This is a genomic window from Paenibacillus sp. Z3-2, assembly GCF_054161325.1.
This window is the reverse complement of record NZ_CP096397.1, coordinates 3,322,958-3,341,181: the sequence shown is the minus strand read 5'-3', so window position 1 is coordinate 3,341,181 and position 18,224 is coordinate 3,322,958. Positions and strand designations below refer to the sequence as shown.

Annotated in this window: 7 protein-coding genes; all 7 read right to left on the bottom strand. The window is 49.5% G+C overall.

Annotated elements, in window-relative coordinates; all coding sequences use genetic code 11:
* Positions 1-8: 8 nt before the first annotated feature.
* Positions 9-5,888 carry an SDR family NAD(P)-dependent oxidoreductase gene (locus M1D71_RS14980; RefSeq protein ID WP_458122604.1) on the bottom strand — a complete coding sequence of 1,960 codons (5,880 nt, stop codon included), beginning with the start codon at positions 5,886-5,888 and terminating at the stop codon, positions 9-11.
* Between the two features lie 35 nt (positions 5,889-5,923).
* Positions 5,924-11,191 (bottom strand): SDR family NAD(P)-dependent oxidoreductase, encoded by a 5,268-nt coding sequence (locus M1D71_RS14975; protein ID WP_458122603.1) that lies wholly within the window; start codon positions 11,189-11,191, stop codon positions 5,924-5,926.
* A 43-nt stretch (positions 11,192-11,234) separates the two neighbouring features.
* Positions 11,235-12,476: an FAD-dependent oxidoreductase gene (locus tag M1D71_RS14970; RefSeq protein ID WP_458122602.1), complete on the bottom strand. Its 1,242-nt coding sequence runs from the start codon at positions 12,474-12,476 to the stop codon at positions 11,235-11,237.
* Positions 12,477-12,530: 54 nt separating this feature from the next.
* Entirely contained in the window at positions 12,531-15,779 is a 3,249-nt protein-coding gene (gene fabD, locus M1D71_RS14965; RefSeq protein WP_458122601.1) for an ACP S-malonyltransferase, read from the bottom strand.
* Between the two features lie 507 nt (positions 15,780-16,286).
* On the bottom strand, positions 16,287-16,457 hold the full coding sequence (locus tag M1D71_RS14960) for a hypothetical protein (protein ID WP_458122600.1): 171 nt from the start codon (positions 16,455-16,457) through the stop codon (positions 16,287-16,289).
* A gap of 223 nt (positions 16,458-16,680) precedes the next feature.
* Positions 16,681-17,451, bottom strand: a complete 771-nt coding sequence (locus M1D71_RS14955; protein ID WP_458122599.1) for an ABC transporter permease — start codon at positions 17,449-17,451, stop codon at positions 16,681-16,683.
* Positions 17,451-18,209 (bottom strand): ABC transporter ATP-binding protein, encoded by a 759-nt coding sequence (locus M1D71_RS14950; protein WP_458122598.1) that lies wholly within the window; start codon positions 18,207-18,209, stop codon positions 17,451-17,453. The genes M1D71_RS14955 and M1D71_RS14950 overlap by 1 nt, the downstream gene beginning before the upstream one ends.
* Positions 18,210-18,224: the final 15 nt, after the last annotated feature.

The following is an 18,224-nucleotide window of genomic DNA, read 5'->3' as shown; positions in this document are numbered from 1 at the left end:
CACTTGATCTAACGATATACCGTTAACATTTGATTTTCATTTAATACAAGCATTTCGGGTTTGCGGGTCATCTTGAGTATGACGGCCTGTTGCAGGGAACCTGACATCAGCCATTCCAGAATGGGATGGGCTTCCTCAGCTTCGATAGAACCAATGCCTTTCTGATGCATGCTTTGCCTTACCTGCTCAGATACGACCGAACCGACGCTGCCCCAATATCCCCAGTTGACCACTTTAATCCGTCCAGGCCATTTCCTGTTCATCTGCGAGGCCAGGGCATCGGCATAACAGCAGGCAGCTACATAGTTGCCCTGACCTGGCAGTTTCATCAAGGAGTTCAGCGAAGAGAAAAACAAGACAAAATCGGGTTGCTTCCGAAGCCGACTCATTAATGCATTCACTTGTTCACTAATTTGAACTTTGGCAGACAGCACGTTGTTGAAAGTCTCCTCATCCATACGCGCCAGGCTTCTGTCAGACAACACTAGTGCAGAGTGGATTATTCCATTCACCTGTCCAAACCGCTTTATGACAGACTCATAAGCCTGTTCCAGACGACCGGGGAGCGAAGCGTCTGCCTGGATATAAAGGGGCTCCGGCCCCAATAGGCCCAACTGTTCGATTTCACGGCGAATCTCGGGACTCATGGGGCTTCTTCCTAGCCAGATCACCTGGGCGTTGTAGGTCGCAATCATATAACGTGTCCAGACTTCGCCAATTCCTCCGGCTCCGCCAATAACCAAATAGACCCCTCCCTGCCGATAAGCGGCTAGTGGAACGGAATCGTATTCTACAGGCACTAATTCCTGACGATACCATTCCTGATCCCTCCACACATATGCGTTTCCGTGGGGGTCCGGGGTCATATCTTCAATAGCATCCATTGGGAGAATTTCGCCCCCATTCATATCAATGACGCGAATGGCCCAATGGGCATATTCCTTAGCAAGTGAACCCGTCAACCCATGAATAGCTGCCTGGTCCGGGTCGATGGTATCATCGAAGGAAAGCGCTTGAGCATTCGTTGTAATGACTGTGAGGTGAAGACTTCTGGAGCCGTATCCCAGGTGCAGAAGGCTTTTGACAAACCTGAAGAAACGAGTAAGTTCGGGTACGAAGCTTTCCTGTTCTTCCCTGATTGTTTCTGTCATGCGATTCTCGGACGGTCCAGGGCGACAAAGCCAGATCATATGATCGCAATCTCCTTCGGCCGCAAGCATATCCACCATCTGTGCCACAGATGGCTGTCTCGGAAAGACAATCTGCCGAAAAGCATCGCCTCTCGGGAAACGGATGTTCATGTCGGCATTTTCGCAGAGAATTAGAAGTCTTTCCGTCGGATACACCTCAGTGTTGGGAATGCCTTCATTTACTGATTGCTGCTCTAATGGGGCCCACACTGTTGTAAGAACAGCCAATTTAGCATCATTTTCGGATGTTGCCGCTGCCGCCGACATGGTCAGATCTCGTGTCCAGGGCTCCAGTGCATGCAGATTATTTAAATGATCCCCGAACTGGTTAGTCAAGGCAGCTTCCTCTCCGGTCCAATCCTGCTGGGATTGGGGCGCTGCAGACCACTTCCGTAACGCCAAACCTTCAAACTTCGCGCAAATCAATCCATCCTCACTATAGAGCGTGAGGTCATAACGAGGCATGGAATTCCCAGGACCACTGCCCGCGGTATAACGGACTTCTACCCACATCACAGAAGAACATGGTCTGTAAATCTCCGCTTGTTGCAGTGCATATGGCAGCCAGGGCTCAGGCGAAAGACCTTCTTCTTCCTGGCTCATATCCATAGCAAGTGCAAGACATGCCTGAAAAGCTGAATCTAGCATGGATGGGTGGAGTCCGTATTCCTCCAGGCTTTCTGTACCCGTCATGGGCATGACTAATCGTGCCATAACGCTGTGCTGTCCTGTATATAAATGTGAGATACAGCGGTGAGTGCTTCCATAAACCAGACCTATACGAGAAAAAAATCGATAACCTTTCTCAGATGGAACAATCTTGTTGCCATGACGCTCATGCCAATCAGCAGGTTGGAATAGAGGCGTGTCCCCTGTGGAGCGGATTAGGGAAACAAATCCTTGGCTGCATAATACAGATGGAGCCTCCGCTTTCGCATTGCTCGTAATTTCAAATCGGTACCCCTGCTGGTGTCGCTCGGCCTGCAATTCAAGATGTACAGACAACAGCTGATCCTCTACAGAAGCTGGATTCAGCCATACCAGATCATGCAGACGAATATGATCGTTGCCGTTTTGCTGTCTGTTATGTTCTTCGGGCGGCAGGGAATGCCGCAGAGCTGCTGCAACCATCTCCAGATGAGCCGCTCCGGGTAATATGCTCACTCCTCTTACTTGATGATCACGCAGAAATGATTCTTTTCCGGTAAAACGTGAGCTAAACCGCTGACTGCCCAAATAACTGGTGTTTTTATGCAGCAGCGGATGCAGCCATTCTGTCTGGCTTGGCGCTACGACGTTCTTGGTTTCAAAACCTTCATTCCCCGATGAGGAGGATAAAGAAGGTATCATGTAATGTTCTTCCGCAAAAGGGTATCCCGGCAGGCTGATTCGCCGTGGTTTAACCGTCCCATACCACTGCTGCCAATCCAGCTTCATTCCCCGAACCCATTGCTCCAGAAGCCGAACCGTTTTTCGTTTGCGCATCCAGCTGGCTGCCAGTTCCTGCATATCGTCATCGTCTACAAGTCGATTGTCATTCCGTGCAAGATCGATCTCTCCGGTGAATATCTGTTCATGTGCCGTTTCCCCCTTGAGATACGCCTGCAATTTGCCTAGCATCTCCTTGATGGTATACGCCGTGAAAGCGCATCTGCATTCCATCTCTTCTCTTCCGGTTTGCAGGGTGTAGGCGATCCTTGCGAGATGTAAGTCCGTATAAGCGTTGTCCTGAACGGCTTGCGCAAGCTGTCTCACCTTTATCCTGAGGCGATCTTCGGTTTTTGCGGATAGAACGATCATTACCGGTGCATCGGAATCCCCTACCATCACCGATTTCTGGTCCACCTTGTTTTCCATCCTATATTCTTCAAGAATGACATGAGCATTGGCGCCGCCTGCCCCGAATGAGGAGATACCCGCAATCCGTGGATATTCGCGCATGCCTTCAGGTGTATCCAGTACGGGACGAATCCATGGAGTCATGTGCTGCTGAACGTGAAATGGGGTTTGACTGAACCGGATATTCGGGTTGCTGCTCTCTGCATGCAGTGAAGGCACCAGGCAGCCGTGACGCATTTGCAACAGTATTTTGCTGACCCCGGCGATGCCGGCTGCACTCTCGGCATGGCCGATGTTCGACTTCACTGAGCCGATTGCACAAAATTGTCTATCCGCTGTATGTTTCTCAAATGCCCTGCGCAAGCCTTCGATTTCAATCGGGTCACCCAGTGCAGTGCCAGTGCCATGTGCCTCAATATAACTGATGGTCCGGGCATCTACTCCAGATCGTGAGATGGCTTCGCTGATCACCTTTGCCTGCTGGCCGGGATTGGGCACGGTGTACCCTTTTGTTCTACCCGCTGCATTAATCATGCTTCCTTTAAGGATGCCGTAAATAAAATCCCCGTCGGCCTCCGCCAGATGAAGCGGCTTGAGCAGTAATGCACCAACACCTTCCCCGTCCACAAAACCGTTGGCTCCCTCTCCAAAAGGACTGCACTCGTTGTCTGGAGACAGCATGACTTTTTCGGACAACCTGACATAATGAACCGGGTCAACGATCAGATTCACACCGCCTGCGATGGCTAGGTCGCAGGTGCCGTTGCGCAGACTTTCCATTGCCAGGTGAATGGCCGTCAAGGAGGAAGAGCATGCAGTATCCACGGCCAGACTTGGCCCCGTAAAATTAAACGTGTAGGATACCCGATTAGCTATGGACCAAAAGGAAGCTCCCGTAGGATAGTTGCCATTCATTACGCCTGCGTATACACCGACTGTACCCGCATCGGCAAGAGCCTGAGGCGTATAGCCTGCATCTTCGATGGCAACATAGACCGTTTGCAGGAACTGCCGCTCCTGAGGGTCCATTTGTTCGGCCTCTTTAGGAGAAATATGGAAGAACAACGGATCAAAGTGATAGATACCACGAATAAATCCTCCCCACTTGCTATAAGACGTTCCTTTTTGTCCTTTCTCTGAATGATAGTGGGTTCTCCAATCCCAACGTTGCGAAGGTATTTCAGTAATGCAATTTTTGCCCTGCATCAAATTGTTCCAAAATTCAGCCATATCATCAGCCTGAGCGTAACGCCCGGCAAGCCCGATGATGGCTACTTCACCTGTTGCCTCAGATGGTCGTTGCTGCTTGTAACTATCAGTTAGGTGAGTGGCAGCTTCTGCCGAAAATTCACCAATATTCAGTTCAGGCTCTGTTATCGATTCCGTTAACCCGAGCATCGAGATCAGTTCAAACCTGCGCTTTTCCACAAAATGGTTGACCAGTGCGTCAAGGGTTGTATATTCAAAAAAGAGCACGCTGCTCACATGCTCTCCCATTTCCTTATTTAGCTGCTCAGTTAACTGAATGATGAGAATCGAATCCAGCCCATACATTTCTAGAGCTTCAGCGGGATCGATCTGCTCTGGTTCTACATCCAGAATGGCACCGATCATCTTTTGAAAATACATCATGCATGTTTGTTTTAATTCCCTGTCATCTACAGCAGGCTCTTTCGGGGTTAACGCGTTTAAGGCTGGTTCTAGTTCTTGAACTGTAATAGTCTCTTGTGGCTGTAAAGGCTCTTGCCTTCCAGCTGTGGGCAGCATCTGAGCCGCTGATGAAAAGGTGTGTTTCTGCCGGACCATTCCGTCACTTGCTGCTCTTATAATTTGCTGGCCCAGTCCTTCGGCGGTAGATGCCGGAAATTGTACGTCAAAGTAACCCTCCAGCTCCAGTGCCGCTTTCCACTGATCCGGATGCAGCAGCGGCGTGCCGGGAATACGCACCTGTTCGTCTTCGAACAGCCACCACCCGGTCAGCAAGCCAAACGTGACGTGGTTAAACAGGGAATCCTCAATAATTTCGTTGATTAGCAGTTTACCTTTCAAGGTCAACAGCGCTTTGGCATTGCGCAAAGTATGGCGGATCTGACGTGTGGCGTGCAGTACATTGGTAGCCACAACTAGGTCATATCGTCCCGCTTCAATTCCCTGAGAATGCAAGGGCTCTTCAATATTGAGCAGACTATACGTAAGGTAGGGGTAATACGGCCCATATTGTTTCCTTGCATGCTGCAGAAAAGATTTGGAGACGTCCGTGTAACAGTATTCTTGAATAAGTTCACGGTAGGGCTCGAACTTTTGAAACAGCATGGAGCTTGTTCCTCCAGTTCCCGCGCCAATTTCAAGAATGCGGATCTTGCGATTGCCATGCCCGGGGAAATCCCTGATCAGCTCGATGGCTTCATCTGCAAGCAGTGCATTGAAATAATCTGCAATTGAATTTTGCTTGTATATTCCCTCCACTCTTGACATGGAGCCACCCGGAAACATGATCTCTGTTGCGGACTGTTTGCCTGTAACAATGTCGGGCAGCGCCCGGATCATCACGTCAGCGAGCTCCACCCTTGCTCTCATTCCCGGCTGCGTAATCCAGCGCTCCTTGTGCTCCTCCCAATCAGACCAAATGTTGGTACTTTCGAATTCACCGAGTTCCGGGTTACGCTGAAGAATGCGAAGCGTGTGGTCCATCCATCGTTGGTATGCAGGAAGCACACCAGGATAAGAACAGTGCGAAGTTCCTGCCATCGTTCTAACATCTCCAAGCTGTTCCATCTGAACAATCAACACATGCATCAGTATCTGGTTTAATGAATTCCACAGCTTGTGCTGTAAGGATAACCGCTCATTATCTTGCATGATTTCGCCCTCCTGTTGGATTACACGTTTCATGCCTAATATACTGTCATGAATTCTTGCTCGCTGATCGCGTATGGCTTTGCATCACCAATGATTTTGACCAGTCCCAGTTGAGGAAGTGAACTGGCCAGAAGCAGTTCTAGCGCAGTCATCGCTTCGGGAGGCTCAATCGAGCCAATGCCCTGTTTGGCCATCCGCTCACGATAAGCTGGAGAAGCCACCGTTCCGGTGCTTCCCCAATACCCCCAATTAATGGTTTTAACAGGGTATTGAAGACGACGATGAAGCCACTGGGCGAATGAGTCCTTGAATGTACACCCGGCCGTATAATTGCTTTGCCCGGCAGGTGTGGCAAACGCATTGATGGAGGAGAAAAACAGCATAAAATCAAGGGGTTCCTTCTCAAAGACCTCGAGCATTCCCGCGCATACGTTGACTTTTGCATATAATCCTTCATTGAATTGTGACAAGTCCATTTTCATTACACTGCTGTCTCTCAGTGCAATGGCAGCATGAATAACACCATGAATTGCTCCATGGCGTTGTTTGATTAACCTGTAAGCCTCATGCAAGGCCTCAGGACTGCCTGCATCTGCTGATATATATTCTGGAGCCGGACCAGTTAGAGCAAGCCTTTTCTGCTCTTTTGCAATATCGGGGTTGAGTGGTGTACGTCCGATCCAAATGATCTGAGCGTTGTAGCGACTAATCATATACTCGCTCCAAACTTTACCCAATCCGCCAGCACCGCCTATAACGACATATACGCCGCAGCGACGATAAGCCGATTGCTGGATGGAGGGCAGCTTAACAGGCAGCAATTCGCAGCGATGCCACTGTTTGGCCCGATAGACAGTCAGATTGCTCCATGTATTCTCAGGCACAATGGGTATGCCGCTCAGCGATGGCAGACTTCGATCTGCAAAATCCAGATCAACGACTCGAAACGTCCAGTTTTTGTATTCTTTGGCCAAAGAACCGAGAAAGCCATGTATGCTTGCATGGAGCGGATGCACTTCATCCTGCGCATGAATGGCTATGGCACTAAAAGTAACTACGGTCCATTGGAGAGGGATTCTGTCATACCCTAGCTGCAATAGACTTTTGACCAAACTGAATACAATAATCACGCCTTCCTGCTGGCTCTGAGTGATCGAGCTGGCATCCTTCCCTTCTGCGTTGCCTAACCCCGAGACCCACACCAGATGGTCAAACTGTCCGCAGTTTTCCAGTCTTTGGGCCGTTTGCTCCACAGTTTCGCCAGGCTTCAACAATATCAACGAAGCTCCCGGATAGTGCTGTCTAACCTCATCAAGGTATCCGCTCATCTCTACTGTCTCTGCAACAATGAGGGCCGTTCTGAGGCTCTCGAAAGAAATCCTGCTGTCTTTCTCCGATGGAAGCACGCTCCACACAGGAGCCAACAACTCTGTACCAGGTGGAAAATCTTCGTGCAAATCCCTCGTGATCGTTACCCGCTCCGCATCCTGCATCACTTGCTGCTGCCTCGTCTCTCCCGGCATGCTGCGGCACATGTAATTCCGAATCCGGACACAGACGGTTCCCTCAGCGTCCATTAGATCCATGTCCAGCCTCGCCACATTGCCTCCCATTGGACCACCATCACTGAAACGCACATGCACCCACATCTCCGCTGTACACGGTAACAAGCAATCCATTTCTTCCATATAAAAAGGAAGATTCGTTCCCTTCGCTTGATCCTGAAGGGTGGCGTTATCGTCAAGCAACAACATCGCTGTCTGCAAAGCCCCATCCATCAGGCTAGGGTGCAACGCATAATCGCCCAATGTATGCTCTATATGGGAAGGGATGTTCAGATGTGCCAGAGCCTGACCCGAACTGATGTACATTCGCTCAATCGCCTGATGACCTGGTCCATATTCCAGCCCTTGTTCTCGCAAGCAGGCATAGATGGTCTCATGATCCAACAGACTCTCCTCTCGCATTGCTGCAATCAGAGACGAAATATCAAGACGATCAACAGGGGCCAACGATTTCAAGGCGACGCGTCCTGTTCCGCAGCTCAGACGATCTAGGGATTCGCTGCCTTCCGCACTAATCTCATATCGCAGAATTCCCCGTTCCGTGTCTTCGTAATGTAGTCGAACGGATACCTCAACCGGACGATCATCCACGAAAATCGGACTTGTCCAGGCTGCATTCTTAATCTGGAACGCTTCAAAGGAGGAAGAAGGCGATTGGTTTACACTGTGAAAAGCCATGCGGGCCATCTCCAGATAAGCCACACCTGGAAGTACCCGTTGCCCTCGAACCCGATGATCGTTGAGAAAGAATTCATGCCCTGTAAAGTCCGAACAGAATCTTGTGTCCTGATTAGCCGAAAGGTTGCGGTGAAGCATTGGATGAAGCTGATCATGTTCTTTTTTGCTTTCCGTTTCTTGGAAGGAATCCTTCGCTTTTCTACCGAAGTTGGCAGACCAACGGAATGTTTTTCTTTGAAATGCATAACGTGGCAACCGTACTTTCTGGTAAGGCTCCTCTTCCGCAAGCTGACGCATATCGAGCTCCATGCCGGACAGCCATAATCGCAGTACATTTTCGTGAAATGGTAATTCCAAGGTCACTTCCTCTGCTTCTTGTCCGGTCTGCTTCATCCAATCTGTGGCTTTTTCTGAATGAGGTAGAGGTATCTTACGATCCTTTTCATTTTCACTACTGGATTGAAGGAAGTCATGTAGAAATTGGACTGCGTTGTCCTTTCCACCTGTCCGCTGTTGGTGCTGACGAATAAGTGTGTATGCGCGTTCTGGCAGCATGAGTCCGGAATTCTGGTTCAACTGCGCTGTGATCCGTGAAAGATCATGATGTTCCCCTGTCTCGTTCAACAACATCTCGATAATGTCTCTCCGGGTAATAACCTTATCCGCCAGAAGATCAAGCAGCTCCTGTACAGCCGGAATGTCTGACTCTTCAGATACCTGAAGCTGCCACTTTCGTTTCACCCTGCGTAGCGCATCCATGACTGCAATGCATAACACAGCCGACATGGAACGGGAAGATTCGCTTGTATTGCTGCTGTTGGGCGTTGGTTGCAACTGCCATGGAATGGTTGTTCCCGTGCTCTTCTGCCATTCGTCATTCCATTCATTTATGTAGTTCCTGAACGTATACTGATGCGTGTATAAACGAAGCGCACGATTCATCAATTCGTCTCGGAACCCGTCGTAAGCCTGTTCCTCCACGATCCGTACAGATTGAATCAAATCATGTACATAGGAATCATCAAAAGCAAAGGGCATGATTGGGGATGAGCTTCCCTCTTGCATGACAGGCCATATGGGGCTGCACAGTCTCACGTCTTCGGCACGCTTTTGCTTGAGCAGAACGGAGATCATATCTTCAACAGAAATGTGACCTCCAATGACCCATGCAATCAGCATGCCAATTCCTGTTCCCTGAACCCACCGAGGGGCAAAACCCAGTTGAATCAAGGAAGCAGCATGAACATATCCAGCTATAAAACAATACAGCTCTCGCCGGTCTTCATGCCACGTATCCTGATAATATCCTGCCATCAAGTCTTCCCATTCTTCCCTCATGCCGTTTGCTTTTAATGCTGCCTCGATTTGCCTTTCCGCCTTACGCAGTAATAACTGAGACGTATGTCCAGAGCATTTCAATTGGGCGTATCCTTCCCATGTGGGACTCTGAATGTTCAGATACCCTGCGGATGCTCCAATTTGCGGGCTGCCGTAACAGTCGGAATTCAGCAATGTCCCGAGCTCTTCCTGGGTGTTAACCCATCCGCCAAACCGATATTTGAAATGCTCTCTGCCTTTAAGCAGCGACAGGCTGATGGCCCGTAGAGTATCTTCTGTATTGGAATGCCTGTCGAACCACTGCTGCCAATCTGCGACATGCTCCTGCAAGCTTGCTTCCGACTTGGCAGACAGCAGAAATAATCGGGATGGCTCTCTGGAATCCTGCTGGACGGATAGCTTGGAGAGAACAAATGGTTTGGGAGCAGGTTCGTAGTTTTCGACCACAATGTGGGCGTTTACACCTCCGAAACCGAATGAACTGATCCCTGCGCGCAAAGGCTGTCCCTGCTCCTGACTGTGCCAAGTCTCTTGTTTTCGTGCAACCTCCAGCGGAGTACGCGAAAAAGGAATCATCGGATTCAGCGTCTTCACATGAAGAGAGGCCGGAATTTTCCGATGTTTCATCATCATCATCACTTTAATAAAACCAGCTATGCCCGCTGCACTCTCCAGATGACCGATGTTCGTTTTAACCGATCCGATCTTACAGAATGACCGATCCGGGGTATAGTGCCGAAATGCCTGGGTTAACGCCTCGACCTCAATCGGGTCCCCCAGCGAGGTACCAGTCCCGTGTGCTTCGATATAGGTAATGGTGCGAGGATCGATATCCGCTGCCTTCCACGCAGCTAAAATGACATCACGCTGTGCCTCCATGCGAGGTGCCGTAATGGATAAACTTTTCCCCGTGTGGTTGACAGCAGAGCCTTTAATGATGCCATAAACCGTATTCCCTTGCTCAACGGCTTCCTCCAATCGCTGCAGAAGCAATACAGCGACCCCGTCTCCCGGGACGTATCCGTCCGCGCTCTGGTCAAATGTTTTGCACTGCCCTGTTGGGCTTAACATTCTTGATTGGGAAAAGGAAACATATTTGAGCGGGTCGAGATTCAAATTTACGGCAGAAGCCAAGGCATAATCACATTCTCCCAGAATCAGGGCGCGTCTCGCCTCGTGAATAGCCACGAGTGAGGAAGCGCAGGCCGCATTAATCGGCAGGCTCATGCCACTGAAATTAAACGCGTAGGATATCCGGTTCGCAAGCAAGCTCTCATAATTGCCAAGACAGGCATAACTGTCTGCCTGCGAGGCTTCCATTTGCTGCAAATAACCCGCTGTCATCACGCCGGTATAAACAGCTGTCACCTTCTGCTGAAGCTCCGACAGAGAAATGCCTGAATCCTCGATGCAATGCCATGTATCTTCGAGGAGCAAACGCTGCTGTGGGTCCATGCTCGCAGCCTCGCGCGGGGAAATGTTAAAAAAGCTGTGGTCAAAATCATATGCTCCTTCCACCACCCCGCACCATTTGCTTGAGGTTTTGCCTGCGTCATTCAAGTTTGGCGAATAAAACTGCTCCAAGTCCCAGCGTTCCGGGGGAATCTCGGAGATGGAATTGCGGCCTTGAATCAGGTTTTCCCAAAATGAATCATATCCGCTGGCTCCCGGGAAACGGCAGGCCATACCCACAACGGCAATTTCCGTCCTTTTGCTTCCCATCTGAATGTCTCCTCTCCTTTTGTATCCGCATACTGACCTTTCATCAAGGCTTCATAAGTCCCGCAAAGCGCAGCATGTGTGAGAATGACGGCGGTTTGTCACTGTATCCCGAAGTAGTAAGCATTTGTTCCTTCAGCAGATTGGGACACTTGCCGATTCGACGAAAAGCAGCATTGCGAAGCGTTACAAAAGCGCGGTTCTTCACAAACCAGCAATAGGTATGAGCTGTGCTGTTGCGCTGGATGAGACGCACATATTTTCTTCTTTTTTTCTCATACAGGCGAAGCTGACTTTCCGAGCAGTTATCGGTAATAAGCGCTTCTTCCAACGTATTCGACAGTTCGACAGCACCCTGAATCGCCAGATTCATTCCCTGTCCCAGTGCCGGACTTAGAGCATGGCATGCATCTCCTAGCAGAACGGCGCCGTTAATCGCCCATTTTTCGGTATGCAGATAATAGGCCGGAATGGACTGAACCTGTTTGAAATCCACGATCTGCGATATTTCTTGCTGCAAGTGCGGACACAGGGACAGCAGCATGCCGCGCAACGACTCGATACCGTCCTCCCGGATGCGCTGCCATATATCCTTTCGCAAAGCGAGGTAGATCCGCAGTCTTTGGCCGGGCAAAGGAAAGACTCCGCAGCTTACACCTTCGCCAAAGAAAAAGCTGGCCTCTTCCCTGGTTTTTGTGACATCGTGAAAAGTAAAAGCAAACATTTTTGCCATCTTTTCCTCATAGGGATAAAGGTGATATTTAAGCCCCAGCTGATCACGAATTTTGGACTTGATGCCGTCTGACCCGACAAGGATTTTGCTGCCGATGCGTACTGTTTTGCCCGCCGAATCTGCTTCGATTCCGCTCACATAATGATCGGTGAACAACAGTTTGCCTGCGTTCATGCCGGGGTAGAAGCGTACATTGGGCATTTCCTCAATGGAATTAAACAGGCTTTGATGAATGTGGTGATGGTCCCCGTTCAGCGCATAACGCACAGGCATGTCCATTTCTTCATAGCTGCCCGTAAAACAGTTGACACCCCCAAGCGTGCCGTAGTTTACCCGTGCTACATGAGCGCAGTGTTTGGTTACTTCAGGAAGAACGCCAAGCTTGTCCAACAGATCAATCGTTACCGGCTGAAGAAAGTCGCCTTTTGGAATGTTGGGAAATTGTTTTGAGCGTTCAATCAACACTACCTGTCGACCTTTTCTGCCCATGGCAAGTGCCAGCGCCACGCCTGCAATACCCGCCCCCACGATAAGCACTTCACTTTCAATATCCATTCGATTCCTCCTTATTGGCTTGTTTCACTGCTCATCTAATGGTGCTGGACCGTTTTATACCTGTTGAAGCAGGCTTTCGTTAAGCAGTTGGGCTGTTTCTTCCATTAATTTCTCTCCGATCAGGTGCACATGGCGCTGTGTCCAGGATTCAAGTGTTGTTCCTCGTACCCACTGATTAAAAGCACCGAGTGCCGGACCGCAATATACCTGAAAGTTCACCCTGTGCTGATGATTCTCATCCCCCTGAAGCGCCAGTTTGGCGGAGTACTCCAGATACCATTTGAAGATAACGGCCATTCTGGCCTTGGGACTACGTTCAGCAAGTGCTTTCTCTTGGGTCGTAAGAGCGGATTCCATCTCCGCGTAAATGGTGTCAAAGCTCCTTTTGAAATACTGCTCCTGAAGCCTTGTTTTTGTTTTCTCATCAATCTCGTCGATGCTGTCATACTGGCGATACAGCTCATGTAATTTGTTAGCACGTGCAGGAAAATAAACCCCTTTCTTCAGCACCTGTACCTTGCCTCCCAGTTCAAAAATGCCTGCTGCGGGCGCATATCCGGTATCCTGGACGTTAATTTGCTGAAGCAGTTCCTTTACGAGTTGGCTAGTATTGGCTTCGACCGTACATTGATTAATTGAGCCGGTCAGAATAAAGTCCGCCCCCATGACGAATACTGCCGCAGCCGCTTGGGGTGTACCAATACCTCCAGCTGCACCGACCCGGATTGCTTTGGCGTAGCCATGTTTTTTCATCATCTGATTGCGCAGGGACAGCATGGCAGGCAGCAGGGTCATAGATACTGCACCATCGGTATATCCGGCACAGTCGGCTTCTGCACAGATGTCATCTGCCATCGGCAATTGCCGCGCCCATTGGGCCTGTTCAGCGGAAATGCGTCCTTCAACCAGCAATTGGTCCAGCATGTGTTGCGGAGCTGGACTCATAAACAGCTCTGCCACCTCTGGACGAGAGCATTTGGCGAGAAGAAGATGAGATGAAGCCACAGTACCATCGGATCTGCGATAGATCCCTTTGACCCGATAGTGGACAAGTGCTGGAGTCATGCCCAGAAATCCTTTTGCTTCGATCTTGTTCAGGCCCAATCTAAGCATTAACTCGATCATCTCTTCCTCGCGCTGAGGGTGGAGAGGATCATGAAGCACATTTAATCCCCAGCAATGTTGGACAGGCAATTCTTGGCGGATGGACATCACCGCCTCTTCTACCTCTTCAACGCGCAGTCCGCCTGTTCCGAGAAAGCCGACCAAACCAGCTTTTGCAAGTGTTGTGATCATCGCCACAGATGAAATGCCGCCAAACATGCCTCCCGCAACGTACGCTAGCCTGGCACCATAATCCTGCCTGAATTCAGCGCTGCCCATCCGTTCAGATCGGAAACGCCGCGAACTGCTGAACGGATGGGCAGCGGTCTCAGACACTCGCAATGATTCATCCTTAGGTCCGTCCTTTATCACTGCGGGTGAAGCCGCAGGCGGTTCAACAGATAATTTCTCCACAAAAAGTGGCTGAGTCTGAGCCTGGACAGCCTTTACGAGTTTGATTAGAGCCGTCCCGGGTCCTATCTGTACAATGTCGTTAACCCCTTTTCCCATCAGATATCGAATGGTATCGGTCCATTGCACAGAGGACGTCAACTGCTCCACCATGTTGTGTTGGAGATGATCAACTGTATAGGGTCTTGCCCCAACATTGGAAATAACGGATAGCGTCGGGGCAGCAAACTGAAATTGCTTGAGATATGCGGCAAATTGCTGCTTGGCTGCTTCCATATATCTGGAGTGAAATGCGCCGCTCACATTCAAGATGACGTAATTGGATGCACCTTCCTGCTCAAACACAGATTTCGCCTGGACTAGCAAGTCCTGCGGACCTGAAATAACGATCTGACTGGGACTGTTCATATTGGCGATATCCAAATGGTCAAGGCCATGCTGCGCAAGAATCTTACCCACCTCATCTGCCTGCAGCCCAATCACAGCAGCCATCCCACCGCCTTCTGACCTACCCATTAATTCACCGCGGAACTGGACGATATGTAGTCCGGTTGCAAAATCAAACACGCCTGCAGCCAGTAACGCATTAAATTCACCCAAACTGTGTCCCGCAGCATAGTCCGGCTTCCCCTGTTGCTCAAGTTCCCTGTAGTACATCAGGGCATTGACGGTGTACAGGGCCGGCTGGGTGTATTCCGTTCGTTTGAGTCGGTCTCCGGGGTCCTCAAGACACAGCTCTCGTATGGAATATCCCAATATTTCATCTGCGGTGCGGACCAAGTCCGGATAATGATTCCAAACGTCGTGCCCCATGCCCTTGAACTGCGAGCCTTGCCCTGGAAATACATAAGCCCTCATGCTCTGCTCTCCCCTCTGAATGTTCATGGACGGCTGTTGATATTGCCTGGCCACGCTCTCCAATTGTTCCTTATCCCTGTAAAAGGGAGATAATAATACGACCGCCGCTGATGAAGATCGTTTGTCTGCAAGCCGCTTCACAAAACCTGCAAGCGTACCGCCCGGACTGATATCGATATAGTGATGCGGTCCGGCAGATTCAAGCTTTTGTATTGCTTCGCGAAAGAGAATTGGTTTTCGTGCAACCTGCCAGAAGTGATTTTGTGCAATTCGGGCAGCCTTCCCTCCAGTCATACAGGAGATTAACGGTATATGAGGGGCGGCAAATGTAAATGCCTGCAAATCCTCTGTGTATGCTGTCTCTGCCCTATCAATCCATTGAGAATGATAGGCAAAAGAAACCGGGAGCATCTGACTTAGCACAGCATGCGATGTGAGCCACTCCTGTGCTTTTGTCAGTGCATGCCCCGGTCCGGAAATAACAAAATGCCCGTCATAATTGACGGACACCAAGGTACAATATTCAATTTCCGGGAGTTGCGGATATAAAGATGCATCTCCCAATATCGCTAACATCGCACCAGAAGGGCAATGTTGCTCGAATCGTATTGCCTGCTTCATAACACAGCGCAAGCCATCTTGTGCACTGAATACGCCCGCAATGGCAGCGGCGGCAAATTCCCCAAGGCTGTTGCCGAGGATGTAATCAGGTATCACACCACGAGTCAACAACGATTGGGCAAGTGCATATTCCACCATATAGATGGCGGGATGCGACAAAATCGTACGTTCGAAGCGGTCCTCATCGGTCGACGATTCGCCGTACATATACTGGACGATGGACTCGCCCCCGCATTCCAAAACCGTTTGATCCAGAGCGAGCATCGTTTCCCTGAACAATGCATCCTGCTCAAACAGCTCCTTCCCCATCCGCGGATACTGCGAACCTTGTCCAGAGAACATAAAAACAACGGAATCGCTCAGTCTGAGCACCTCCTTACAAGCGCATCAATAGACATATCAAATAAACTCCGTTATCCCGATGATAAGGGACAGAGTGTTGTGATTAAATGTAAAACTATCATCCTATGTGCATTTTCCTATCTTCAACGTGCCGAAACAACGATTGAATTAGTTGAAATGCTTGTTGAATATACTATACCCAATTTTGTAATTTTTGTAAATGATGGATTGTGTAAACAGAGGTATTGTATATCGTAAAATGATGAATGACATAGTAATATGAAAATAAATAGAGAAAAATGGTTTAATTTTGTTTCGGTTATCTTTCCATAAATAGGAGATATAGCTGGTTAAACGAATAGAAAACAATTAAATATATGACATTAAATGTAGTATTTTTCTGCTATAGTCGAACCACCCGTGCGGACCTCTCATTGAGTCAGATGTTCCATAACGATGTGAAACTGTCGTGTATTATGGTACATATTGAGGTTTGCGAACCGGTTTATTTCCCTGTACCGGATCGACTGAACCGGAGCCACTCAGCCTTAGCCGGTAGTATATACCCATCGGGTATAGCACACTAATCTGCCCGTTAGCTGAAAAAAAGCAGCCGATCACATGGATCAGCTGTTTTCTTGGCATTTGTTGAGTTATCGTTTCCCGTCAATTGAATGAATATTTTACTTTCACAATTCCCGAATCCCCTCTTCTCCAATCAACAATTAAAAGTGGAGTAATGGAACATCACTTCACATCGACGGCCATGATCTCAACGAGTAAAACTGGTGGAGGTGCACTTTGACAGTGCGGAAGGCTCTTTACTTGATGTTTTTATTGACCACTAGCATTTTAATGCATACAAACATTAAGCTGCATACCGTTTGTATGCACGCGCCGCAAAGATATAAGCTACGAACATGATCCCGAGGCACCATGTCAGAGCGACCCATATGTCATTGCCCACCGGCTGTTCTGACAGCAGGGCGCGAATAGCTTCAACGATCGAGGTCACCGGCTGATTTTCAGCAAAGATCCGAACAACTTTCGGCATCGACTCGGTCGGGACAAACGCCGAGCTGATGAATGGCAGGAAGATCAAAGGATAGGAAAAGGCGCTCGCACCTTCCAACGTTTTTGCGGACAGTCCCGCAATGGCTGCGACCCAAGTCAGAGCCAGCGTAAACAGCACGAGTATACCTGCTACGGCAAACCAAGATAGCACCCCCGCCGAGGAACGAAATCCCATAATGAGCGCTACGAGAATGATGACTACAATAGAAATGACGTTGGATACCACCGAGGTTAGCACATGCCCCCACAGCACAGTGGAACGCGCAATCGGCATGGAGCGGAACCGCTCAATGATGCCCCGTTGCTTATCCATAAACAGACGATAAGCAACGTAAGCCACCCCGCTCGCAATAGCCATGAGCAGTATGCCAGGCAACAGGTAGTTCACATAGTTTTCCGTACCGGTTTCGATTGCGCCACCAAGCACATAGACGAACAGCAGCATCATTGCAATCGGGGTGATACAGACCGTGAGGATGGTATCCATACTGCGGAAAATATGGCGCATGGAACGACCAAGCATAACGCTCATATCGCTGAAGAAATGTTTTATTGTTGTCTCCATTAAAGGGCCTCCTTTTTACCGATGATTGCGAGGAATATTTCCTCTAAAGTTGGCTGTTTTTCAACATACTCTACCTTTGGGGATGGAAATAGCTTTTTTAGTTCCGTGAGCGTGCCGCCCGCGATAATCCTGCCCTCGTGCAGAATAGATATTTGGTCGGCAAGCTGCTCGGCTTCCTCTAAATACTGTGTGGTCAAAAATACCGTCGTGCCGCTGTCTGACAGTTCCTTTACAATCTTCCATACTTCGATACGTGCCTCCGGGTCAAGCCCAGTGGTTGGCTCGTCAAGGAAAATGATCTGCGGTTTACCCACAAGGCTCAAGGCGATGTCAAGCCTACGGCGCATACCACCCGAATACGTAGATGGCTTACGATTGGCGGCGTCGGTTAAGCCGAAACGTCTCAGCAAATCGTCCACAACTTGTTGCGGATGATCCAGGTGCCGCAGCTTGGCAATCATGATCAGATTTTCCCGTCCGGTCAATATCTCGTCTACAGCGGCAAATTGCCCGGTCAGACTGATCACTTGCCGCACATTTTTGGGTTTTGACACAACGTCAAATCCGTTCACGGTGGCGGTGCCTCCATCTGGTTTGAGCAAAGTGGTGAGGATTCTAATAATCGTCGTTTTGCCTGCGCCGTTAGAGCCAAGCAGGGCGAAAATTTCACCTTGCTTCACTTCAAAATCGACACCCTTAAGGACTTCTGTATCCTTGAATGACTTTCGCAGACCCTTCACTTCAATTGTGTTTTCCATCCCGAAGGCCTCCCT

Excerpts from the sequence above, each read along its gene's own strand:
- M1D71_RS14980 (WP_458122604.1), bottom strand. The coding sequence starts at position 5,888 with ATGCAAGATAATGAGCGGTTATCCTTACAGCACAAGCTGTGGAATTCA.
- M1D71_RS14975 (WP_458122603.1), bottom strand. The coding sequence starts at position 11,191 with ATGGGAAGCAAAAGGACGGAAATTGCCGTTGTGGGTATGGCCTGCCGT.
- M1D71_RS14970 (WP_458122602.1), bottom strand. The coding sequence starts at position 12,476 with ATGGATATTGAAAGTGAAGTGCTTATCGTGGGGGCGGGTATTGCAGGC.
- fabD (WP_458122601.1), bottom strand. The coding sequence starts at position 15,779 with ATGGGGAAGGAGCTGTTTGAGCAGGATGCATTGTTCAGGGAAACGATG.
- M1D71_RS14960 (WP_458122600.1), bottom strand. The coding sequence starts at position 16,457 with ATGCCAAGAAAACAGCTGATCCATGTGATCGGCTGCTTTTTTTCAGCT.
- M1D71_RS14955 (WP_458122599.1), bottom strand. The coding sequence starts at position 17,451 with ATGGAGACAACAATAAAACATTTCTTCAGCGATATGAGCGTTATGCTT.
- M1D71_RS14950 (WP_458122598.1), bottom strand. The coding sequence starts at position 18,209 with ATGGAAAACACAATTGAAGTGAAGGGTCTGCGAAAGTCATTCAAGGAT.